This is a genomic window from Agrobacterium sp. a22-2 (genome assembly GCF_012276985.1).
Classification (GTDB): domain Bacteria; phylum Pseudomonadota; class Alphaproteobacteria; order Rhizobiales; family Rhizobiaceae; genus Allorhizobium.
This window is the reverse complement of the sequence record NZ_JAAXMM010000012.1, coordinates 151,377-172,500: the sequence shown is the minus strand read 5'-3', so window position 1 is coordinate 172,500 and position 21,124 is coordinate 151,377. Positions and strand designations below refer to the sequence as shown.

The window sequence follows — 21,124 nt, the reverse complement described above, 5'->3', positions numbered from 1 at the left end:
GAACAAGGAGGAAACATGAAAGCGCTTCGCTTCCACGCCGCCAAGGACCTGCGGATCGAACAGGTCGACAATCCGCCGAGCCAACCGCCTGCCGGACAGGTTCTGGTCCGCAACCGCTTCGTCGACATCTGCGGCACCGACCTGCACGAATATGCCTATGGCCCGATCTTCATTCCGAAAGAGCCGCATCCGTTTACCGGCGCCCACGGTCCGCAGATCCTCGGCCATGAGTTCGGCGGGGTCGTGGAGGCAATCGGCGAAGGCGTGACCTCGGTCGCCGTCGGCGACCGCGTCTCGATCCAGCCGCTGATCATGCCGCGCTCCGGCGATTACTACGCCGATCGCGGCCTGTTTCACCTCAGCACCGATCTGGCGCTGGCCGGTCTCAGCTGGCACTCCGGCGGCATGGCCGAATATGCCGTTGTCAACGAATACAACGTCCAGCAGATCCCCGATGAAATGGCGGATGAGGAAGCGGCCCTGGTCGAGCCGACCGCGGTTGCGGTCTATGCCTGCGACCGCGGCGGCGTCACCGCCGGCAGCAGCGTGCTGGTGACCGGTGCCGGCCCGATCGGCATGTTGACGCTTCTGGCCGCCCGTGCCGCCGGCGCCGCGCAGCTGTTCATCTCCGACATCAACGATGCCCGCCTTGCCTTTGCCAAATCGGTGCTTCCCGATGTGATCACCATCAATCCGAAGCGCGACAATCCCGGCGACGTCGTGCGTTCCCTGTCGGAAGGCAAGGTCGGTTGCGACGTCGCCATCGAATGCGTCGGCAACGAACATGCGCTGAAGGCCTGCGCGGATGCCGTGCGCAAGCAGGGTGTCGTCGTCCAGACGGGCCTGCACCCGCACGAAAACCCGCTCGACTGGTTCCAGGTCACCTTCAAGGACATCGACATTCGCGGCTCCTGGGCCTACCCGACCCATTACTGGCCGCGGGTCATCCGCTTGATCGCCTCCGGCCTGCTGCCGGCAAAACAGGTGGTCACCAAGCGCATCACCCTGGACAACGCCGTCACCGAGGGGTTCGACGCCCTGCTCGATCCGGCCGGCACCAACCTGAAGATCCTCATCGATCTGCAGAAATAACCGACAGACCAGGCCGTCGCGGGGGAGAGGAGCCCCGGCGTCGGCCTGTGGACAGACGACCAAGCACAATGGAGGAGATAACATGCTTGACGACAGCCCGAACACCAAGATCGACACCGCTTTGGCAAAGCTCGGCAAAGCGCTTGAAAGCGGCGACATCGATGCCGCGGTGAACCTGTTCCAGGCCGATTGCTACTGGCGGGACCTGGTGACCTTCACCTGGAACCTCAAGACCCTTGAGGGTCACGACCAGATCCGCGACATGCTGGTGAGCCAGCTGGCCGCCATCAAGCCGGGCCGGTTTCAGCAGGACGACCAGGAACTGGCAACCGATGGCGGTGGCGTTACCGACGGCTGGTTCACCTTCGAGACCGAGGTTGCCCGCGGCTATGGTCATATCCGCCTGAAGAACGGCCTGATCTGGACATTGCTGACCACCATGTCGGAACTGAAGGGCCACGAGGAACCCAAGGGGCTGCGACGTCCGATGGGCGCCGAGCACGGCCATGATCCGAACCGCAAGACCTGGTCGGAAAAGCGACTGCAGGAGGCCGCAGAACTCGGCCATACCACCCAGCCCTATGTGGTGATCATCGGCGGCGGCCAGGGCGGCATCGCGCTCGGCGCAAGGCTGCGCCAGCTCGGCGTGCCGACGATCATCATCGAGAAGAATGCCCGGGCCGGCGACAGCTGGCGCAAGCGCTACAAGTCGCTGTGCCTGCACGATCCCGTCTGGTACGATCACCTGCCCTATATTCCGTTCCCGGAAAACTGGCCGGTCTTTGCACCCAAGGACAAGATCGGCGACTGGCTTGAAATGTACACCAAGGTGATGGAGCTCAACTACTGGAGCTCGACCTCGTGCAAATCGGCCCATTTCGACGAGGCGACCCAGGAATGGACCGTCGTGGTCGAGCGGGACGGCGAGGAGATCGTCCTGAAGCCCAAGCAGCTGGTGCTGGCCACCGGCATGTCCGGCAAGGCCAATGTGCCGAAGTTCAAGGGCCAGGATATCTTCAAGGGCGAGCAGCAGCACTCCTCCCAGCATCCCGGTCCCGATGCCTACAAGGGCAAGAAGGTCGTGGTCATCGGCTCCAACAATTCCGCCCATGACATCTGCGCGGCCCTCTGGGAAGGCGGCGCCGACGTCACCATGGTGCAGCGGTCTTCGACCCATATCGTACGCTCGGATACACTGATGGAAATCGGCCTTGGCGATCTCTATTCGGAGCGGGCCGTGGCCGCCGGCATGACGACCCGCAAGGCCGACCTGATCTTCGCCTCCCTGCCCTACCGCATCATGCACGAGTTCCAGATCCCGCTCTATGACAAGATGCGCGAGAAGGATGCCAAGTTCTACGCCGATCTCGAAAAGGCCGGCTTCATGCTCGACTGGGGCGCCGACGGCTCCGGCCTGTTCATGAAATACCTGCGGCGCGGCTCGGGCTATTACATCGATGTCGGCGCCTGCGACCTGATCATCGACGGCAGCATCAAGCTGAAATCCGGCTCCGATGTCGACCATCTCACCGAAACGGCCGTGGTCCTCAAAGACGGCACGGAACTGCCCGCCGATCTGGTCGTCTATGCGACCGGCTACGGCTCCATGAACGGCTGGGCCGCCGATCTGATATCGAAAGAGGTGGCGGAAAAGGTCGGCAAGTGCTGGGGCCTGGGTTCCGACACGCCGAAGGATCCGGGACCGTGGGAAGGCGAGCAGCGCAACATGTGGAAACCGACCCAGCAGGAGGCGCTGTGGTTCCACGGCGGCAACCTGCACCAGTCGCGCCACTACTCCCAGTATCTGTCGCTGCAGCTGAAGGCGCGGCAAGTCGGCCTTGAGACCCCCGTCTACGCTCGACAGAAACCCTACCACCTGTCGTAGCGCCAACATCGCCCCGGCGCGCGCACCATGCGCCCTGGGGTACCCTCGGCATCGGGCGGACGAACGGCCCGCGCCAGCCTTTGGCGCGCGCCACCGCGGGAGTTGCTTGACTCGGCTGTTGCGCCGCAGCAATATTTGCAGTGCGGCGATTTAGCGCACTGTGGAGTATGGCCATGGCTTTCTCGGAGGTTCGCAAGCGGGAATTCATCGACGAGACGTTTCGGCTGCTGTCGGGCACGCTGGGGGCAAGCCGGCTAGTGTTTTATTCGGTCGATGACAACAAGAACTTGCACAATTTCGTCTGTTCGCGCGTGCCCTCCGACTTCTTGAAAATCTACATCCGCGAGATGCATGCCCATGATCCGCTGCATGTGCGCCAGATCGAGCACGAACAAAGCCCGGTACTGAAAATGAACGATGCCGGGCGTTACGCACCGGAAAGCGAAGTGGCGCTCTACCGGCAATTCCTCGAGGTCTTCCAGGTCAACAACACGATCGAACTGATCTTTCAGCGCGACAGCCAGATCTATGCCGGCATCTGCGTGATGTGGACGGCTGACGACGCCAAACCGACCGAAGACCAATTTCATCTGGCCGATACGCTACATCCCTACATTTCGTTCAATCTCAAAGAGGTGTTTCCGCGTTCCAAGGCCGGCACCGCTCAGAAGGCCAATGCCCTGCTGCACCTGACCCAGCGCGAGGCCGAAGTTGCCAGACTGCTGTGCTGCGGCCGCACCAATGCCGATATCGCGGAATGTCTGGGGATCGGGCTTTCAACGGTGAAGACCCATCTCATCCACATTTTCGACAAGGCCGGCGTCGACAACCGGGCCGGCCTGGTGTCGCGGATGATGCAGTTCAGCTGACGTCAGACACACAGACGATAATGTCATGCCGTTTTAGACCCGGCCCGGTCGCGCCCGGCGGCCGATATCCCTGTCGCAACCCCCTCCCCTTTTGGTTGTGCGCATAACTTTTTTCACTTTGATAGATGTCAACCGTTCGGTGGATGGACAATATTTGGGCATGCACAAATATTGACCTTCAAGAGTTGACGAAGCGCAGGAATGACGCCTGCGGATGTCGACGGTGAAAAACCTGAAATGGAGGATCGGCCATGAACGAGAGGCCCAATGTTTCCCTGTCCCTGCAAGCCTCGCCCGCCTTCGCGCATCCGCTCGACCCGCTGACGGCGGAAGAGCTGGTCAAGGCCGCCTCGATCCTGCGGACCCACTTCGATTTCGGCCCTGCCCTCCTGTTCGAGACGATCGAATTGCTGGAGCCGGCCAAGGACGTCGTGCGGGCCTTCGTTCCGGGCATGCCGATCGAGCGCAAGGCCCGCTTCAACGTGCACAAGCGCGGCGGCACCGGCGTGTGGCGCGGCCGGCTGGATCTTGGGCTCGGCACGGTGACCAAGGTCGAGTTCCTCGCCGACGCCCGGCCGATGATCTCGCCGGAAGAATTCATGATGATCGAGGATGTCGCGAAAGCCGATCCGCGCTTCCAGGAGGCCATCCGCCGCCGTGGCATCGAGAACATGGCCTATGTCTGCGTCGATCCCTGGTCGGCCGGCAATTTCTCCGTGCCCGGCGAGGAAAACAAGCGGCTGGCCCATACCTTCGTCTGGCTGCGTATGTCCGATCTCGACAATTATTACGCCCACCCAGTCGAGGGGCTGAATGTCGTGGTCGATGTCGACAAGCTGGAAGTGCTGCGGGTCGACGACCATTCGGCCGCCTCCGGCACCTTCGTTCCGGTCCCCGACACCCTGATCAACTACGATGCCGACCTGCTCACCGATTTCCGCAAGCCCTTGAAGCCGCTGGACGTGGTGCAGAGCGAAGGCCCGAGCTTCACCATCGAAGGCAACAAGCTGACCTGGGACAACTGGGATGTGCGCATCAGCTTCAACGGCCGCGAGGGCCTAGTCCTGCAGCAGGTCGGCTACACCGTCGACGGCCTGCGCCGGCCGATCCTCTACCGGGTGTCCATGGCCGAAATGGTCGTTCCTTACGGCAATCCCGACGGCGTGCATTACCGCAAGAACGTCTTTGACAGCGGCGAATACGGTTTTGGCAAGCTGGTCAATTCCCTAGCGCTCGGCTGCGATTGCCTCGGCCATATCCATTACATGGACGTCGTGCTGCCCGACATGATGGGCAATCCGCGCCTGATCCCGAGCGCCATCTGCATCCATGAAGAGGATGCCGGCCTTGCCTGGAAGCACTTCGACTTCCGCTCGGAGCGCACCGAGACCCGCCGCATGCGCCGTCTCGTCATCTCCTCGATCACGACAGTCGGCAATTACGAATACTGCTGCTACTGGTATCTGTTCCAGGATGGCGCCATCGAATTCGAGATGAAGGCGACCGGCGTCATCAACACCGCCGCCTGCATTCCCGGAGCCGAACAGAAATACGGCACCGAGGTCGCTCCCGGCGTGGTCGGCCACATCCACCAGCACGTCTTCTGCATGCGCCTCGACATGGAGGTCGACGGCCCCGACAACACCGTCGTCGAATGCGACACGGTAGCCCCGCCGATCGGCCCCGACAATCCGATGGGCAATGCCTTCTATGTCGAGCAGACACCGCTCACCAGCGAGTTGAAGGCGCGGCGCCGGGTCGATTTCGAAAAGTCGCGCTACTGGAAGATCACCAATCCGAATGTCAAGAACTGGGTCGGCAAGCCGACGGCCTACAAGCTGGAAACCCCTTCGGCCATTCAGGCCTATACCCAACCGGAAGGCCCGTCCGGCAAGCGCGCCGGCTTCATCTACAACCATCTCTGGGTGACGCCCTACGATCCCGAGGAACGCTTCCCGGCCGGCGAATACATGAACCATTCCAGCGGCAATGACGGCCTGCCCACCTGGACCGCCAAGGATCGGCCGACCGACAATACCGATATCGTCGTCTGGCACTCCTTCGGCCTGCACCACATTCCGCGCGTCGAGGACCATCCGGTGCAGCCCTGCGTGCTGTGCGGCTTCAAGCTGATGCCGGTCGGTTTCTTCAACGGCAATCCACTGATCAACCTGCCGCCGGAAACCAACAAGGCCAGCAAGTCCAATACGCAAGGCGCTGCCTGCTGCCACAGCTGACCGCGTGGCGGGCTCTGCCCGCCACGCGCCTATCTCGCAATGATTGTCGATGTCCAACCAGAGGGTCCATCCATGAAGCGTAGAAACCTCTTGCAATCCTTCAGCCAGTCGCGGCGCGCTTTCCTGCGCGACACTGTCTCGATTTCGGCCGGCATCGCCGCCGCCGCCATGATGCCGCGCGGCGCCTGGGCTGCGCGCGAAAAGGAAATGAACATCTACTGCTGGGAGGGTTACAATTCCGACAAGGTGCTCGACCCGTTCCGCAAGGAGTTCGACTGTAACGTCAAGGCGCAGGGGCTGATCTCCGACCCGGAAGCGGTCAACCAGCTGCGCGCCGGCGACACCAAGGTCTGGGATATCATCAACCTCAACAATGCCTGGGGCCGCCGACAGCTCTATCCGGAAAACCTGATCAAGCCGCTGGACAAGGCCAAGTTCGAGCCGCTCTGGGACATGATGATCCCCGAATTCAAATGGCCCTATCACTGGGCAATGTCCGACGACGGCAATTCCCTGCTCGGCATGATCCAGCGCTACGGCCCCTCCGGCATGCTGATCAACACCGACAAGGTGTCGGCCGCCACCCTTGAAGACGAGGGCTACGACCTGATGCTGCAGGATAGCTACAAGGGCAAATATGCCGTGCTGATGTATGACGACTGGGTGATCATGCATGTGGTGATCGCCGCCGGTTTCAACCCGTTCCGCGAAATGACCGACGAGGAAATCGCCAAGTACGAAGTGGTGATGCGCAAGCTGATCAACAACGCCGCCTTCCTGTCCGACGACATGAACGCCATTGCGCTCGGCATGATCAACGGCTCGATCGAAGGTTCCTTCCCCGGCAGCGTCTATTCGGTTTCGGCGGCGCGCTATGACGGCAACCCCAACCTGCGCTGCGTCGTGCCCAACAAGGGACCGGAGGAAATGGGCGGCAAGGCCGGCGTCTGCTGGATGGAACTGACCTCGCTGGTCAACAATCCTGAGCTCTCGCCGCGCGCCGAGGATTTTCTGCAATACTGTTTCCGCCCGGAAACCGCCAAGAACGTCTCGTTCGCCGAAGGCACCTACAACCCGGTCGGCCAGATGGGCGATCCCAAGGTCATGGCGCTGTTCAACACGGAAGAACTCGACGCCTTTCAGTACGACACGCTGGCCGCCGACATGGCCAAATGCGCCGACTTCGACATCATCCCGAGCTACACCAAGCTGCACGAGATCTTCTCAGCCGCCGTGCGCGAGAAGGCCTGACAAGGACGGGAGGCCGGCGCTCCCGGCCTCCCCACCGTTCTGACCCTGCTCAACAGACCGATGGGACCGCATGATGACAGCAGCCACCGCCGACATCGCATCCGCAACGCCCCTGCCCATTCTCCAGCTGCGTGCCGTCGACAAGTTCTTCGGCGAATTCCCGGCCGTCGACCGCATCAGCCTGGATATCCGCGAGGGCGAGTTCTTCACCATCGTCGGCCCGTCCGGCAGCGGCAAGACCACCATGGTGCGCATGCTGGTCGGCATGGACAAGCCGACCAATGGCGATATCCTCTTGCGCGGCGAACGCATCAACGACGTGCCGGCCAACAAGCGCCCAACCTGCATGGTCTTCCAGTCCCTGGCGCTGTTTCCCCATCGCACCGTCGGCCAGAACATCGAATTCCCCTTGAAGATCCGTGGCGTTAAAGCCGCCGCCCGTAAGGAACGGGCGCTGGAACTGATGGCGCAATTGCGCCTGCCGGACAGCTATTACGGCAAGGGCGTGCTGCAATGCTCCGGCGGCGAGCGCCAGCGCGTCGCGCTCGCCCGGGCACTGGCCTTCGATCCCGAAATCCTGTTCTTCGACGAGCCGCTGTCGGCGCTCGACTACAAGCTGCGCAAGATCCTCGAAAAGGAACTGAAGGACATCCATCGCGAGACCGGCAAGACCTTCGTCTACATCACCCATTCGCTCGAGGAAGCCATGGTGATGTCGGACCGCATCGGCGTGATGAACAAGGGCCGCTTCGTGCAGATCGGCACGCCCAACGAGATCTACGGCAATCCCTCGACCCGCTTCGTCTCGGAATTCATGGGCGAGGTCAATATTCTCGACGTCGGCCCCGGCCCGGACGGCACCGTGATCGACCAGGCAACGGGTGCTGCCTATCACGCGCCGCCGGTGGCCGACGCCTTTGCCGGCGGTTCGCTGGTCATCCGCCCCGAAGACATCCGCTTTCTCGACGACCCCGCCTCCCCGGCCGCCAACAAGCTCGAAGGCGTGGTCTACAATGAATATCTGCTGGGATCGCGAGTGCAGTATCAAGTGCGTGTCGGCGATGCCCAGGTCTTCCTGGTCGAGAAACTGCGCGAACAGCAACTGGCAAGTGCCCGCGGCGGTCGGGTGACGATCGCCTGGGACGCCAAGGACTCGACCATCTTCCCGACCGCCCGTTTTGCCAATTGATATGAGCAGCATTGACGAAGGACGTCGCGTATGACGGATGCAAGCGAAACGCTCAGCCACAATGCCGCCCTGCCGCGCAAGGTCTCACGGGCCGAGCCCTGGCCGGTGCGGCTGGGCCGCGGCATGATGAAACCCGGTTTCCTGGCAGCCCTGCCGGTCGGCCTTCTGCTGCTTTTGGGCTTTCTGGGACCTCTGACTCTGGTCTTCGTCTTCGCCTTCATGCCGCCGCAGACCTTCTCCGTCCTGCAGATGCCGACGCTTGAAAATTTCCGCACGATCTTTGCCGACAGCTATTACCTGTCCTTTCTCGCTTCCCTGCAGCTGGCCGCCTCCACCGTCGCCATCCTGCTGGTGATCTGCTATCCCCTGGCGATCGCCATGGTGCGGGTGTTTACCCGCAAGGCCGGTATTCTGGCGCTGGTCCTCGCCGCTCCCCTATTCGTTGCCGACAATCTGCGGCTGATGGGCTGGATGCTGTTCCTGGTCAAAGGCGGCGTCGTCTCCGGCACCCTGCAGACCTATTTCGGCATCCCGGTCGATTCCATGCTCTACACTTTCAGCGCCACGCTGTTCGGCCTCGTCTACATCAACCTGCCGATGATGCTCTTCCCGATGATCCTCGGCGTCTCCATGGTTCCGCCCCAGATGCGCGAAGCGGCCTTCGATCTCGGCGCCAGCCGCTGGCAGGTCATGAAGGAAGTCGACATACCGCTCGCCATGCCCGGCATCATGATCGGCGCGCTGATCACCTTCATCCTCGCCGCCGGCGCCATCACCGAGGCCAAGGTGCTCGGCGGCACGGCCGTGGTGATGATCGCCCAGGACATCCAGAAGGAATTCACCTTTGCGCAGAACTGGCCGAAAGGCTCGGCCCTGTCGATGCTGATGATCGTGCTGGCCGGCTCGCTGGCACTGGCCATGTTCAAGCGCGTCGATCTCGACGCCATCTTCGGCCGCAAGGGATGAGAGGAACACGCCCATGAACGATTTCAGCCGCCGCGCCACCATCGCCTATGGCAGCGCCATGGCCGCCCTCATTCTCTTCATGTATCTGCCGATGATCACCATGGCGCTCGCCTCGTTCTCGCGCTCCAAATATTTTAGCTTCCCGGTGCCGAACTATTCCGACAAATGGTATCTTGAAGTCTTCCAGTCCCTGTCGATCCGCGATTTCTTCTGGACCTCGACCATCATTGCCGTGGCCGTCGCCTGCCTGTCGACAGTGCTGGCCTTCTTCGGCGCGCTCGCCTTTGCCCGCTACGACTGGAAGGGCCGGCGTCTGTTCCAGAAGATCATTCTGCTGCCCATCCTCTTTCCGCAGGCCGTGCTGGGCCTTGCCCTGCTGCTGTGGTTCACGGCGCTCGGCATCACGCCCTCCTGGCAGGCGACCGTCTTTGCCCATCTGGTCTGGATCGCGCCAATCGCCACGCTGGTGATCGCCATCCAGGTCTATTCCTTTGATCCGGCGGTGGAGGAGGCCGCCTATGATCTGGGAGCGAGCCGCTGGCAGGTGATGCGTGAAATCACCCTGCCCTTGCTGGCTCCGGGCATCTTTTCCGGCTTCACCTTCGCCTTCCTGCTGTCCTGGGCGAATTTCCCGCTGTCCATGCTGTCGTCCGGCGCCGATTCGACCATTCCCGAATGGGTCAGCGCCAAGCTGCAATCCGGCTACACGCCGCAGGTGCCGGCCGTCGGCACCCTGACCATCCTTGCCGCCGCCGTGGTGATGGCACTGGGCCAGCAGATCTCCGCCTTCATGAAGCGGCGCCAAATGAAGGCCGGCTAAAGCCGTCACCGACGCCTTCGCCCCCCTTTCAAGCGTCATGGCCAATCTGCGCAGCCAAAGTCTTGCCATCCGTCATCCGTGACCTTAACCAAGGAACGGTACGTCGTATGGGGAGAAACACCATGGTATCCGAAGCTGGGCTGTCGAAAGTATCGTCGCGCGTCACTGTACAGGACGGCGTCTACGAACAGCTGCGGCACGCCTTGATGTGGGGAACCTTCGAGCCCTCCCAGGTCGTGACGATCTCCTCGCTCGCCGCCGAATTCGGCACCAGCCATATGCCGGTGCGCGAGGCGCTGAGACGGCTGGCGGCCGAAAACGGCGTTGAAATCGCCCGCAACGGATCGGCGCGCGTGCCGGCGATCTCGCGCAAGCGGCTGGACGATCTCTGCCGGATCCGTATCGCGCTCGAAGGACTGGCAACGGAACTGGCCACGCCGAACATGTCGGCCGCCGATATCGACCGATGCCTGAAGCTTGCCCAGGAGCACGAGGAACTCGGCCGCACCGGCCAGGTCTACGCAATGCTGCGCAAGAACCAGGAATTCCACTTCGCCATCTACGAGATCTCCGGCTCCGAGGCCCTGCCGCAGTTCATCGCCACCCTGTGGCTGCGCTTCGGACCCTATATGCGGCTGTTGTCCGATCTGGTGAAGCAGCAGCTCGGCGCCGGCGTCATCCACCCCTATTCCACCTATCACTACGAGATGATCGAGGCGTTCCGGGCCAATGACGCGGCGCGCGCCGGCAAGCTGATGGTGCACGACATCGCCGCCACCCAGAAACTGCTGCAGGACATGTGCACCGAATAGAGGTTAGCGGCGACAGGTCTCTCCGCCAAGCCTCTGATCCACCAGACCTCTGAAAAGCTCAGAGCGATCCGAAGAAACGCTGCAGCCGGTCCATCGCTTCGGTGACCCGCTCTGTCGATTGCGAACCGAAACATACCCGCAAATGCCCCTCGCCGGCCGCCCCGTAAAAGCTGCCCGCCTCGACCACGACGCCGGTCTTTTCCATGAGCGTTTCCGCCAGTTCCTGCGAAGTGAACCCCAGGCCGCTGATCTTCGGGAAGGCGTAGATCGTGCCCTCCGGCCAGTCGCAGGTCACGCCCGACATCTGGTTCAGCCGCGTCACCACGATGTCGCGCTTCACCTTGTCTTCCTGCACGAGCTCCGCCAGCGTTTCGGCCGGCCCGGTGACGGCCGCATAGGCACCCGCCTGGATAAAGGTGTTGACATGGGTGACGTCATTGGCGGTGATCTTCAGGATGCCGTCGATCATCTCGGCGGGGGCGGCTAGATAACCGAGCCGCCAGCCATCCATGGCAAAACTCTTGGTAAACGCGAACATCGACACCGTGCGCTCCTGCATGCCCGGCAGCGATGCGATCGAGATATGCTGCGCACCGTCGAACAGGATATCCTCGTAGACCTCGTCGGACACCACGACGAGGTCGTGGCGGATGGCGATATCGGCCAGGATCTGCAGCTCATCGCGGCTATAGACGCGTCCGGTCGGATTGCAGGGATTGACCAGCGCGATCATCTTGGTGGCTGGCGTGATCTTCGCCTCGATCAGCTCGGCCTTGATCGAGAAGCCGTTGGCCGCGTCGAGCTTGGCGAAGACCGGCTTTGCCCCGGCCAGCTCGATCTTGCCCAGATGCTGCGGATAATAGGGCTCGAGCAGGATGACTTCGTCGCCCGGATCGAGCAGCGCCATGAAGGAGGCGAAGGAGGCATGGGTAAGACCATTGGTCACGACGATCTGCGAGGCGGTGACGTCGAGCCCATTGCGGTCGCGAAGCCTGGCGGCAAGCGCCTCGCGCAGCCGGGGCAAGCCTTGGAAATGCGAATAATGCACCTGCCCGGCCAAGAGCGCATCGATGGTCGCCTGCTTGATGGCCATCGGCGTATCGGCATGCGGGCTGCCCAGTTCCATATGGATGAGGTCGCCGGCCCGGCCGTCCAGCGCCGCGGCCTTGGCATACATGCCGAAGGATTTCTTCGAGCCGGTGGTAATGCGCTTTGCCAGATATGTCATGATGAAGGTCCTGTTGGAAAAGGGGTCGCGGAACCGTGCTCAGCGAGCCCGAACGCGAAGAAAGAGGAGGTCGCTCCTAGCCTCATCGACAGCCGCCCATGACGGAACTGCCTGCCCGGGCCTGACGGGGCAGCTCATGAGCACAGATCCGCTCACCGCGTCCGCCAGTCCTGGAACCGCGCCTCAGCCAGCGCCGCGGAGGCGACCAGCGGCGTGAGGCTGTGAAACGGAAGGCGTCGCGGGCGCACCAGCGGAATGGCGGTCTCTGCCGCCGGATCGCCAAGGGCGATGCGGGCCAGGACATGGCCAAGCTGCGCGGTCATGGCAATGCCGCGGCCGTTGCAGCCGATCCCGCCATAAAATCCTTCGCCCAGCGCATAGATGCGCGGCAGGAAATCCGGCGTCATCGCCGCCACGCCCGTCCACACGACCTCGACGCCCGGATGGGTTTCCAGCTGCAACTCGCTCGCCAGCCGGTCGACCACGGCCTTGCCGACCCGCTCGAAGGCGCCGAGGGGTATGATCGCCATGCCGCCGCTGATCAGCCGGTTGTCGCGATCCAGCCGATAGGTGAAGAGGTTCGAACGGGTGTCGCCGACCGGCAGGCGATGCGGCGAAATGCGCGCCACCGTTTCGGCCGCCAGCGGTTTCGTGGCGATCTGGTAGACGCGCAGCGGCACCGCCGTGCGCCCGATCCGGCCGGCCGCCCCCGCCGTAAACGCGTTGGTGCACATCAGAACACTCTCGGCGTCGATGCTGCTGCCAGCAAAGCCAACCGTCCAGCCAGCCCCGCTGCGGCGCACGGTCTCGACCAGTGCCCCTTCGCGGATCGATCCGCCGGCTTTGGTGACCGAGGCTGCCAGGCCGTAGAGATAGTTCAGCGGATGGATCGTGCCGCCGGATGGGTCGAGCAATCCGCCGGAATAGATCGCCATGCCGGTTTCGCGGCGCACCGCGTCCGCATCGAGAAACCGCACCGGCCGGCCCATCGCCGCCCAGTCCGCAGCACGCTTGCGCAGCACCTCCGCCATCTCGGCGCCATAGGCCGGCTGCAGCCAGCCGGTCTGGGCCGCGTCGCAATCGATGCCGTCCTCGGCGATGATCGAGAAGACCTTGTCGGCACCCGCTCCAACCAGGTGCAGAAGCGCCTCCGCCTTGGCCGGTGAAAGACGGCGCCGCACGGCCGCCGGATCGGCCTTGGCAAAATTCGGCACGACGAAGCCGGCATTGACGGCACTCGCACCGCTGCCGAGCAGGCCGGCTTCCAGCACCGCGACGCTCCGCCCTGCCCGCACCAGTTCGCGCGCCGCCGTCAGCCCGGCAAACCCAGCGCCGATCACCACCGTATCGACCCGCGCCGGCAGCGGCGTCGCGCTGTAATTTGGTGCCACCGCCCCGGTTCTCGTCCACAGCGTGTCGGGTCGAACGCATGTCATCTGCTTGCCGCTTTCATGCCAGTCTGCCTTGTCATCGTGAGTCCTACCAACTAAAGATCATTTGATCAAACATCAAGGCGAGGCCGCGAACATATCTCTGAAGACTGCTTTGCGGATGGCCTCGTCGGCTTTCTTCGATCGGACGAACCTGATAGTCGAGCTCCGTCTGGCGTTTGTCCATCCGCACAAGACCATAACGGCAAAGGCGTCCACATGCTCTCGCTGCACGACAGCTGCAAACCTCCCCGCCATGCTCGCCCACCGGGCTCCCCACCGCAGTTGCGGCAACCGGCCGCAGCGCCATCTCGGGCCTGAGTCGCAATAAAGTCGAATACCGTCCCTTGCGGCGACTGCCCGCATCCATCCGTCTTCCACCGCTTCCTGAAATCGATCGAGTCCCATGTTTCCTGGCGTCACCATCACCGACCTTGTTTTTCTCGTCGTCGCCCTGCTGGCTGCCGGCTGCCTGACCGGCATTCTGGCCGGACTGTTCGGCGTCGGCGGCGGCACCGTCATCGTGCCGATCCTCTACGAACTTTTCCGCATCATCAGCGTGCCGGAGGAGATGCGCATGCCGCTCTGCGTCGGCACCTCCTTGGCGATCATCATCCCGACATCGCTGCGATCCTACCTGGCCCACCGCAGCAAAGGCGCGGTCGACGGCGCGGTTTTACGGACCTGGGGACCCTTCGTGGTGATCGGCGTCCTTCTGGGCAGCGTTGCGGCGCGCTATGCGCCACCGGAGGTCTTCAAGGTCGTGTTCATCGCCGTGGCCGGATTCTCGGCAATCCGTCTGCTGTTCGGCCGCGACAGCTGGCGCCTCGGCAACGAGTTGCCGAAGGGCATGCTGATGAAAGCCTACGGCATCGTCATCGGCGTGCTGTCCTCCCTGATGGGCATCGGCGGCGGACAGCTCTCGACGCTGTTCCTGACCTTCTACGGCCGGCCGATCCACCAGGCGGTCGCCACCTCGTCCGGCATCGGCCTGCTGGTCTCCATTCCCGGCATGTTCGGCTACATCTATGCCGGCTGGGGCCGCGCTACCGCCTATCCCGATATCGCCGCGGTGCAATTCCCGCTGGCACTTGGCTTCGTGTCGCTGATCGGCGCCGCCCTCTTCATCCCGACCAGCGTGCTCTGCGCCTCCTATGGCGCAAACCTTGCCCATCGTCTGTCCCGCCGGACACTCGAACTCGCCTTCGGCCTGTTCCTGCTGGCGATCTGCATCCGCTTTGCCGTCTCGCTCTGAGCCGGCAAAGCCCGGCCACAAGCCTCGGCGACCACTTGGATGAAGCCGGTACTGACAGCTCGTCGGAGCTTCCCCCGGCGAGGCAACAGCTGCATAGTTTCGGCACAGGCTTGGATTCGGCAGGTGGCGATGGAACTGAGCGTCAACATCGAAGATGCGCGGCAGACGGAGGTCGAGGCCCTCCTCCGGCTCTCAGATCAGGTCGCCGAAGCGCTCTACCCCGGCGCCTACCGCCGACCGCTCAATCCGCAGACTCTGTCGGCACCCCATATCTCGCTCTTCGTCGCACGCACTGGGGATCGTATCGCGGCGGGCTGTTGTGCGCTGTTCGACAACGACGACGGCACGGCCGAAATGAAACGCATGATCGTCGATCCGCGCTTCCGGCAGAGCGGCGTCGGGCAGGCTCTGTTGCAGGCCGTGGAAGCAACGGCGTCGTTGCGCGGGATGGATCGCCTCCTCATGGAAGTCGGCACCAGGAACACCGATGGCCAGGCGCTCTACCTCAGGGCCGGATACACGCAACGCGGGCCATTCGGCTCGTACCAGCCGTCGCCGATCAGCCTGTTCTTCGAGAAGGTGATCGGGTAAAAATCGTCATGCATCGACGATCTGGCCTGCGATTAAAATCAAATGACAGGTTGCTGACAGGTTGATGTGATGCATAGTGCCATCTCGTGATCCGTGGAGGCGGATAAACGAGACGGTTCGGGAGGAGCCAATCCAAGACATGATCACGCTGGCCTGTCTGCCAAGTCTCTCCCGATGTTTCAAATCGCGCGTCACCGACGCGACAACGGAGGACAAAACCTTGAAAAGAATCATTCTCGCATCCCTGATCGCCGGCGCCCTGTCGCTGCCGGCCCTGGCTGCCGATTATACCATCATCGCACCCGCGGCCCCAGGCGGCGGCTGGGACCAGACGGCCCGTTCGATGCAGACGTCCCTCCAGCAGGAAGGCATTGCCGGCAATGTCCAGGTGCAGAACGTGCCCGGCGCCGGCGGCACGATCGGCCTTGCCCAGTTTGCCAGCCAGTCGGCCGGCAATCCCAATGCGCTGATCGTCGGCGGCTATGTCATGGTCGGCGCCATCCTGACCAACAAGTCGCCCGTTTCGCTGAAGGACGTGACGCCGATCGCCCGCCTGACCGGCGAATACGAAGCGGTCGTCGTTCCCGCCTCTTCGCCCTTCCAGACCATGGGCGACCTCGTCGAAGCGCTGAAGAAGGATCCGGGCTCGGTATCCTGGGGCGGCGGTTCGGCCGGCGGTACGGACCATATCGCAGTCGGCCTGATTGCCAAGGCGGCCGGCGTCGACCCGACCAAGATCAACTACATCGCCTTTTCCGGCGGCGGCGAAGCACTGGCCGCCATCCTCGGCAGCCAGGTCTCGGCCGGCATTTCCGGCTATGGCGAATTCGACGCCCAGGTGAAAGCCGGCACGCTGCGCATCCTGGCGATTTCCAGCGATAGCAAGATCGACGGCATCGACGCCCCGACCCTGAAGGACGCCGGCCTCGACGTCGTGGTGCAGAACTGGCGCATGGTCGCAGCAGCTCCCGGCCTGACCGACGAGCAGAAGACCGCGATCTCCGGTGATGTCGAAAAGCTGGTGAAATCGGCCAGCTGGCAGGAAACCCTGAAGACCAAGGGCTGGCAGAATACCTATCTGTCGGGTGCTGCCTTCGAGGAACAGCTCGCCAAGGATATCTCCGCCACCGAGACGATCCTGAAAGAGATCGGGTTGGTGAAATGACAGGGACGAAGCGCCCCAACACATCGCCACGCCGCCCCGATGGGGCGGCGCTTGCCGTCGCCGCCGTGCTGGCAGCCATTGCCGGCGTCATCCTGTGGGATGCCTCCCATCTGGCAGCGCTGACCGCCTATTCGCCGGTCGGCCCGGCCACCGTGCCCTACGTTGTCGCCTTCGGCCTGCTGTTCCTGGCTGCCTGGACGGTAGTAGAAGCCCTGCGCGGCGATTTTCCGTCGCGCGACCATCAGGAATTCGGCCCGGTCGTCTGGATCATCGGCGGCCTGGCGGCCCAGATGCTGCTCTTGAAGATCGCCGGCTTTTCGATCGCCACCGGCGTGCTCTTCGCCGCCACCGCCTATGCCTTCGGCAAGCGCAAACTGTGGATCTCGTTGCCGGTCGGCATCGTGCTCTGTTTCGTCGTCTGGGTTGTCTTCGCGCGTCTGCTGCAGCTGTCGCTGCCGGCCGGACCGCTGGAACGACTGGTTCTGTAAGGGGCACCTGCCATGAGCACTTTCGAATTTCTCCTGCAGGGTCTGACGGTCGCCCTCCAGCCGATCAACCTGTTCTACGCCCTGATCGGCGTGACGCTCGGCACCGCCGTCGGCGTCCTGCCCGGCATCGGCCCGGCCTTGACGGTCGCGCTCCTGCTGCCGGTCACCTACAAGCTCGATCCGGCCGGCTCGCTGATCATGTTCGCCGGCATCTATTACGGCGGCATGTATGGCGGCTCGACCACCTCGATCCTCTTGAACACGCCGGGTGAAAGCGCCTCGATCGTCACGGCGCTCGAGGGCAACAAGATGGCAAGGGCCGGACGCGGCGGACCAGCGCTGGCAACCGCTGCCATCGGCTCGTTCGTCGCAGGCCTGCTGGCCACCGTCGGTCTCGCCTTCATCGCCCCCTTCATCGTCAAGCTGGCGCTGGTGTTTGGTCCGCGCGAATATTTCGCGCTGATGGTGCTGGCCTTCGTCACCGTCTCCTCGGCCTTCGGCGATTCGACGCTACGCGGCCTGACATCGCTGTTCATCGGCTTTGCGCTGGCCATGATCGGCATCGACCAGCTGACCGGCCAGACGCGTCTGAGCTTCGGCGTTCCCGACCTGCTGGACGGCATCGAAGTGACGACGCTGGCCGTCGCCATGTTCGCCATCGGCGAGACGCTCTATATCGCCGCCCAGGGCAATCGCGGGCCGGAAACCGTGCAGGCCGTCAAGGGTTCGCTGTGGATGACCCGCGCCGACTGGTCGCGCTCGTGGAAGCCCTGGCTGCGCGGCACGGCGATCGGCTTCCCGATCGGCGCCATGCCGGCCGGCGGTGCCGAGATCGGCACCTTCCTGTCCTATGCCACCGAAAAGCGCCTGACGAAGCACCCGGAAGAGTTCGGCAATGGCGCCATCGAAGGCGTGGCCGGACCGGAAGCCGCCAACAATGCCTCCGCCGCCGGCACGCTGGTGCCCCTGCTGACGCTCGGCCTGCCGACCACGGCGACGGCCGCCATCATGCTCGCCGGCTTCCAGCAATATGGCCTGCAGCCCGGCCCTCTGCTGTTTGCCACCAATCCGCAGCTCGTCTGGGGCCTGATTGCCAGCCTGCTGATCGCCAACTTCATGCTGCTGGTGCTGAACCTGCCGCTGATCGGCCTGTGGGTGCGGTTGCTGACCATCCCGAAACCCTGGCTCTATGCCGGCATCCTGCTGTTTGCCACGCTCGGCACGATCGGCGCCAATCCATCGGTGTTCGAGCTCGGCATGCTGCTGGCCTTCGGCATCATGGGCTATGTCATGCGGGTTCTCGGATATCCAATCGCCCCGGTGGTGGTCGGCTTGATCCTCGGGCCGCTGGCCGAGCAGCAGCTGCGCCGCGCGCTGGCGATCAGCCAGGGCGACTGGACCGTGCTCTTCACCTCGCCGGTCGCCGCCGTGCTGCTCACCATCGCCGCCGCAGCACTGATCATTCCGCTCATCCTCAGAGCCCGCGGCAAGGGCGAAGTGCTGTCGCAACTGGCAGCCGACGAAGACTAGGACGCGACAGACTTTATGCAACAGTCACCAGAGGCCGGACGAAAGTCCGGCCTCTTCTATTTGCATGGCTGGCCTGCCCTCTTGTGCATTGCAAAAAACCGGACGGAATCCCATTTTAAGCGTGTCCGAATGTACGAGAAAGAGAATACGCCATGTCTACCCGCACCAAGAGCCGTTTCGCCTTTGTCGGCCATGCCTTTGCCATTCTGGGCGCAGCATCGGCTGCCGCCGCGGCTGTCGAAGGCCATCGCCGCCCGACCGACCGCCACCTGCGCACGCTCGGCATCGACCCGGTCAACTTCCCGTCCGCCGACAAGTTCTAAGCCTGTCGCGACGCCCTGACCTGGGGCGTCAGAAGACCCTGGCGCTGCCGGAAACAAGCGCAGCGCCGAATATCTCCCCGACATAAAACACACTGTTCCGCCCCACAGACGGCCCCTCGCCTCCTTTCCACGAGACGCAGCCCAGGCACCTCTTGCAGACCTTGATCTGCGAGGTTATCCTAGCGCCTGCACTCAACGAGAAAGGAGGGTCACGTGCGCAATCATTATTTCCGGTTCAACCGGCAGCGTGGCCCCGTCAACGCCCTGCAGATGCGTTTGCAGGGCTGACCGAAGAGCGTTTCTCGCAACAGTTTCCTTCTGGTCTGCCCTTCGTGGCCTGCAGCACCGAGCCTTTGGGCTTCGCGTTGCTGCGAATGTAGATATCCGCCCCCGATTGTCTCTTCGATGCAGGCCAGGTGCCGACATCGGACAATCGTGCGGTCAAGACCAGAGAACACCCATGAGCCTCATTAATATCCGCAATCTCGGCATCACCCTGTCGAGCCCGCTCTTTGCCAATCTGAATCTTGTCGTCAACGCCGGAGACCGTATCGGTCTGGTGGCGGCGAACGGGCGTGGCAAATCCTCGCTGTTCCGCTGCATCGCCGGCACGCTCGACGCCACTGAGGGCGACATCACCAAGGCGCGCGGCCTGACCCTTGGCCATGTCGAGCAGAACGTGCCACTGGGCCTTTTCGATCTCTCCTTCTACGATGCCGTGCTCGATGCCCTTTCGCCGGAGGCCGCAAGCTCGGAAGGCTGGCGGGTCGACGTCGTGCTGGAATCGCTCGACGTGCCCGAGGCGTTTCGCCGGCGCACGCTGAAAGCGCTGAGCGGCGGATGGCAGCGGCTGGCCATGCTCGCCCGCGCCTGGGTGACCGAGCCCGATGTGTTGCTGCTCGATGAGCCGACCAATCATCTCGACCTCGGCCGGCTCGCAGCGCTTGAGGACTGGCTGAACATGCTGCCGCGCGATATGGCGGTCATTGTCGCCAGCCACGACCGCGCCTTTCTTGATGCCGTCACCCACCGCACGCTCTTCCTGCGGCCGGACCAGTCGCCGGTCTTCGCCCTGCCCTATTCCCGGGCGCGCCTGGCGCTGGCCGAGGCCGACGCCGCCGATTCCAGGCGCTATGAACGCGACATCAAGACCGCCGACCAGTTGCGACGGCAGGCCTCCAAGCTCAAGAACATCGGCATCAATTCCGGCAGCGATCTGCTGGTGGTCAAGACTAAGCAGTTGAAAGAGCGCGCCGAACGGCTGGAGGACGCGGCAAAGCCGGCCCATAGGGAACGCTCGGCCGGTGCCATCAAGCTCGCCAATCGCGGCACCCATACCAAGGTTCTGGTGACGCTCGATGACGCGGCGGTGCAAACGCCGGACGGCACCCTGCTGTTCAAGACCGGCAAGCAATTCATCTGCCAGGGCGATCGCATCGTCCTGCTCGGCCAGAACGGCACCGGCAAATCTCGGCTGGTCACCCGGCTGCGCCAGGCGATCGACACGCCCGACAATGCCGAGGTCGGCATCAGGGCTACCCCGTCACTGGCGCTCGGCTACGGCGATCAGGCGCTGGCCGATCTCAACGACGCCGAGACGCCGCTACAGACGGTCATCCGCCGGTTCGATGTGGGCGACCAGCGGGCGCGCACCCTACTGGCCGGCGCCGGCATGACCATCGACATGCAGTCCCGCCCGATCAGCCGGCTTTCGGGCGGGCAGAAAGCGCGCCTCGGCATGCTGGTGCTGCGGCTGGCCGAGCCGAATTTCTACCTGCTCGATGAGCCGACCAACCATCTCGACATCGAGGGCCAGGAGGCGCTGGAAAGCGAGTTGATGGCCCACCAGGCCACCTGCCTTCTGGTCTCGCACGATCGCAGCTTTGTACGCGCCGTCGGCAATCGCTTCTGGGTGATCGAACGCAAACGGCTGATCGAGGTCGAAAGCCCGGAACCGTTCCTGGAAGAGGCCGCCATCGGCCGGTAACCTCTT

The 21,124-nt window shown here is 63.3% G+C and carries 19 protein-coding genes; 16 read left to right on the top strand and 3 right to left on the bottom strand.

The features are described from left to right. Positions 1 to 15: 15 nt before the first annotated feature. The 9 genes from HFC70_RS19270 (at position 16) to HFC70_RS19230 (ending at position 11,121) form a co-directional block, all read left to right on the top strand. Positions 16 to 1,092, top strand: coding sequence for a 2,3-butanediol dehydrogenase (locus tag HFC70_RS19270; RefSeq protein ID WP_168474909.1), 1,077 nt, complete (start codon positions 16 to 18; stop codon positions 1,090 to 1,092). Positions 1,093 to 1,174: 82 nt separating this feature from the next. Next, positions 1,175 to 2,977, top strand: a complete 1,803-nt coding sequence (locus HFC70_RS19265; RefSeq protein WP_168474908.1) for an NAD(P)/FAD-dependent oxidoreductase — start codon at positions 1,175 to 1,177, stop codon at positions 2,975 to 2,977. Between the two features lie 173 nt (positions 2,978 to 3,150). Next, a complete protein-coding gene (locus HFC70_RS19260; RefSeq protein ID WP_168474907.1) occupies positions 3,151 to 3,846 on the top strand; it encodes a response regulator transcription factor in 696 nt (231 codons plus the stop codon). A gap of 251 nt (positions 3,847 to 4,097) precedes the next feature. Then, positions 4,098 to 6,083 (top strand): primary-amine oxidase, encoded by a 1,986-nt coding sequence (locus tag HFC70_RS19255; RefSeq protein WP_168474906.1) that lies wholly within the window; start codon positions 4,098 to 4,100, stop codon positions 6,081 to 6,083. A 72-nt stretch (positions 6,084 to 6,155) separates the two neighbouring features. Continuing rightward, entirely contained in the window at positions 6,156 to 7,334 is a 1,179-nt protein-coding gene (locus HFC70_RS19250; protein WP_246735871.1) for a PotD/PotF family extracellular solute-binding protein, read from the top strand. Positions 7,335 to 7,407: 73 nt separating this feature from the next. Then, positions 7,408 to 8,523 (top strand): ABC transporter ATP-binding protein, encoded by a 1,116-nt coding sequence (locus tag HFC70_RS19245; RefSeq protein WP_246735870.1) that lies wholly within the window; start codon positions 7,408 to 7,410, stop codon positions 8,521 to 8,523. 30 nt (positions 8,524 to 8,553) lie between these two features. Next, a complete protein-coding gene (locus tag HFC70_RS19240) occupies positions 8,554 to 9,489 on the top strand; it encodes an ABC transporter permease (RefSeq protein WP_210259336.1) in 936 nt (311 codons plus the stop codon). A gap of 13 nt (positions 9,490 to 9,502) precedes the next feature. Then, entirely contained in the window at positions 9,503 to 10,309 is an 807-nt protein-coding gene (locus HFC70_RS19235) for an ABC transporter permease (RefSeq protein ID WP_210259335.1), read from the top strand. 122 nt (positions 10,310 to 10,431) lie between these two features. Next, the gene (locus tag HFC70_RS19230; RefSeq protein ID WP_168474904.1) at positions 10,432 to 11,121 is read left to right on the top strand and encodes a GntR family transcriptional regulator; all 690 of its coding nucleotides are present in this window, start codon (positions 10,432 to 10,434) and stop codon (positions 11,119 to 11,121) included. Between the two features lie 58 nt (positions 11,122 to 11,179). Here HFC70_RS19230 and HFC70_RS19225 read toward each other — a convergent pair whose 3' ends face one another. Together HFC70_RS19225 and HFC70_RS19220 are read right to left on the bottom strand one after the other, a co-directional pair. After that, positions 11,180 to 12,349: a pyridoxal phosphate-dependent aminotransferase gene (locus HFC70_RS19225; RefSeq protein WP_168474903.1), complete on the bottom strand. Its 1,170-nt coding sequence runs from the start codon at positions 12,347 to 12,349 to the stop codon at positions 11,180 to 11,182. Positions 12,350 to 12,501: 152 nt separating this feature from the next. After that, the gene (locus HFC70_RS19220; RefSeq protein ID WP_168474902.1) at positions 12,502 to 13,785 is read right to left on the bottom strand and encodes an FAD-binding oxidoreductase; all 1,284 of its coding nucleotides are present in this window, start codon (positions 13,783 to 13,785) and stop codon (positions 12,502 to 12,504) included. A 400-nt stretch (positions 13,786 to 14,185) separates the two neighbouring features. Here HFC70_RS19220 and HFC70_RS19215 point away from each other — a divergent pair, with 400 nt between their 5' ends. Both HFC70_RS19215 and HFC70_RS19210 read left to right on the top strand, forming a co-directional pair. Beyond that, complete coding sequence (locus HFC70_RS19215; RefSeq protein WP_168474901.1) at positions 14,186 to 15,034, top strand: sulfite exporter TauE/SafE family protein; 849 nt, start codon at positions 14,186 to 14,188, stop codon at positions 15,032 to 15,034. A 129-nt stretch (positions 15,035 to 15,163) separates the two neighbouring features. Further along, on the top strand, positions 15,164 to 15,625 hold the full coding sequence (locus HFC70_RS19210; protein ID WP_246735878.1) for a GNAT family N-acetyltransferase: 462 nt from the start codon (positions 15,164 to 15,166) through the stop codon (positions 15,623 to 15,625). 6 nt (positions 15,626 to 15,631) lie between these two features. Here the strand turns inward: HFC70_RS19210 and HFC70_RS19205 are convergent, their stop codons facing one another. Then, positions 15,632 to 15,859, bottom strand: a complete 228-nt coding sequence (locus HFC70_RS19205) for a hypothetical protein (protein WP_168474899.1) — start codon at positions 15,857 to 15,859, stop codon at positions 15,632 to 15,634. Between HFC70_RS19205 and HFC70_RS19200 the strand changes: the two genes are divergently transcribed. From HFC70_RS19200 to HFC70_RS19180, 5 genes are all read left to right on the top strand, one after another. Then, complete coding sequence (locus HFC70_RS19200) at positions 15,846 to 16,790, top strand: tripartite tricarboxylate transporter substrate binding protein (protein ID WP_168474898.1); 945 nt, start codon at positions 15,846 to 15,848, stop codon at positions 16,788 to 16,790. The genes HFC70_RS19205 and HFC70_RS19200 overlap by 14 nt on opposite strands. Beyond that, positions 16,787 to 17,278 (top strand): tripartite tricarboxylate transporter TctB family protein, encoded by a 492-nt coding sequence (locus HFC70_RS19195; protein WP_168474897.1) that lies wholly within the window; start codon positions 16,787 to 16,789, stop codon positions 17,276 to 17,278. Before HFC70_RS19200 ends, HFC70_RS19195 begins: the two co-directional genes overlap by 4 nt. Positions 17,279 to 17,290: 12 nt before the next feature. After that, positions 17,291 to 18,808 (top strand): tripartite tricarboxylate transporter permease, encoded by a 1,518-nt coding sequence (locus HFC70_RS19190; RefSeq protein WP_168474896.1) that lies wholly within the window; start codon positions 17,291 to 17,293, stop codon positions 18,806 to 18,808. A gap of 152 nt (positions 18,809 to 18,960) precedes the next feature. Further along, positions 18,961 to 19,131 (top strand): hypothetical protein, encoded by a 171-nt coding sequence (locus tag HFC70_RS19185; protein ID WP_168474895.1) that lies wholly within the window; start codon positions 18,961 to 18,963, stop codon positions 19,129 to 19,131. Between the two features lie 460 nt (positions 19,132 to 19,591). Continuing rightward, positions 19,592 to 21,118, top strand: coding sequence for an ABC-F family ATP-binding cassette domain-containing protein (locus tag HFC70_RS19180; protein WP_168474894.1), 1,527 nt, complete (start codon positions 19,592 to 19,594; stop codon positions 21,116 to 21,118). Positions 21,119 to 21,124 lie beyond the last annotated feature (6 nt).

Coding starts and splice junctions, on each gene's coding strand:
- HFC70_RS19270 (WP_168474909.1), top strand. CDS start 16: ATGAAAGCGCTTCGCTTCCACGCCGCCAAGGACCTGCGGATCGAACAG.
- HFC70_RS19265 (WP_168474908.1), top strand. CDS start 1,175: ATGCTTGACGACAGCCCGAACACCAAGATCGACACCGCTTTGGCAAAG.
- HFC70_RS19260 (WP_168474907.1), top strand. CDS start 3,151: ATGGCTTTCTCGGAGGTTCGCAAGCGGGAATTCATCGACGAGACGTTT.
- HFC70_RS19255 (WP_168474906.1), top strand. CDS start 4,098: ATGAACGAGAGGCCCAATGTTTCCCTGTCCCTGCAAGCCTCGCCCGCC.
- HFC70_RS19250 (WP_246735871.1), top strand. CDS start 6,156: ATGAAGCGTAGAAACCTCTTGCAATCCTTCAGCCAGTCGCGGCGCGCT.
- HFC70_RS19245 (WP_246735870.1), top strand. CDS start 7,408: ATGACAGCAGCCACCGCCGACATCGCATCCGCAACGCCCCTGCCCATT.
- HFC70_RS19240 (WP_210259336.1), top strand. CDS start 8,554: ATGACGGATGCAAGCGAAACGCTCAGCCACAATGCCGCCCTGCCGCGC.
- HFC70_RS19235 (WP_210259335.1), top strand. CDS start 9,503: ATGAACGATTTCAGCCGCCGCGCCACCATCGCCTATGGCAGCGCCATG.
- HFC70_RS19230 (WP_168474904.1), top strand. CDS start 10,432: ATGGTATCCGAAGCTGGGCTGTCGAAAGTATCGTCGCGCGTCACTGTA.
- HFC70_RS19225 (WP_168474903.1), bottom strand. CDS start 12,349: ATGACATATCTGGCAAAGCGCATTACCACCGGCTCGAAGAAATCCTTC.
- HFC70_RS19220 (WP_168474902.1), bottom strand. CDS start 13,785: ATGACATGCGTTCGACCCGACACGCTGTGGACGAGAACCGGGGCGGTG.
- HFC70_RS19215 (WP_168474901.1), top strand. CDS start 14,186: ATGTTTCCTGGCGTCACCATCACCGACCTTGTTTTTCTCGTCGTCGCC.
- HFC70_RS19210 (WP_246735878.1), top strand. CDS start 15,164: ATGGAACTGAGCGTCAACATCGAAGATGCGCGGCAGACGGAGGTCGAG.
- HFC70_RS19205 (WP_168474899.1), bottom strand. CDS start 15,859: ATGATTCTTTTCAAGGTTTTGTCCTCCGTTGTCGCGTCGGTGACGCGC.
- HFC70_RS19195 (WP_168474897.1), top strand. CDS start 16,787: ATGACAGGGACGAAGCGCCCCAACACATCGCCACGCCGCCCCGATGGG.
- HFC70_RS19190 (WP_168474896.1), top strand. CDS start 17,291: ATGAGCACTTTCGAATTTCTCCTGCAGGGTCTGACGGTCGCCCTCCAG.
- HFC70_RS19185 (WP_168474895.1), top strand. CDS start 18,961: ATGTCTACCCGCACCAAGAGCCGTTTCGCCTTTGTCGGCCATGCCTTT.
- HFC70_RS19180 (WP_168474894.1), top strand. CDS start 19,592: ATGAGCCTCATTAATATCCGCAATCTCGGCATCACCCTGTCGAGCCCG.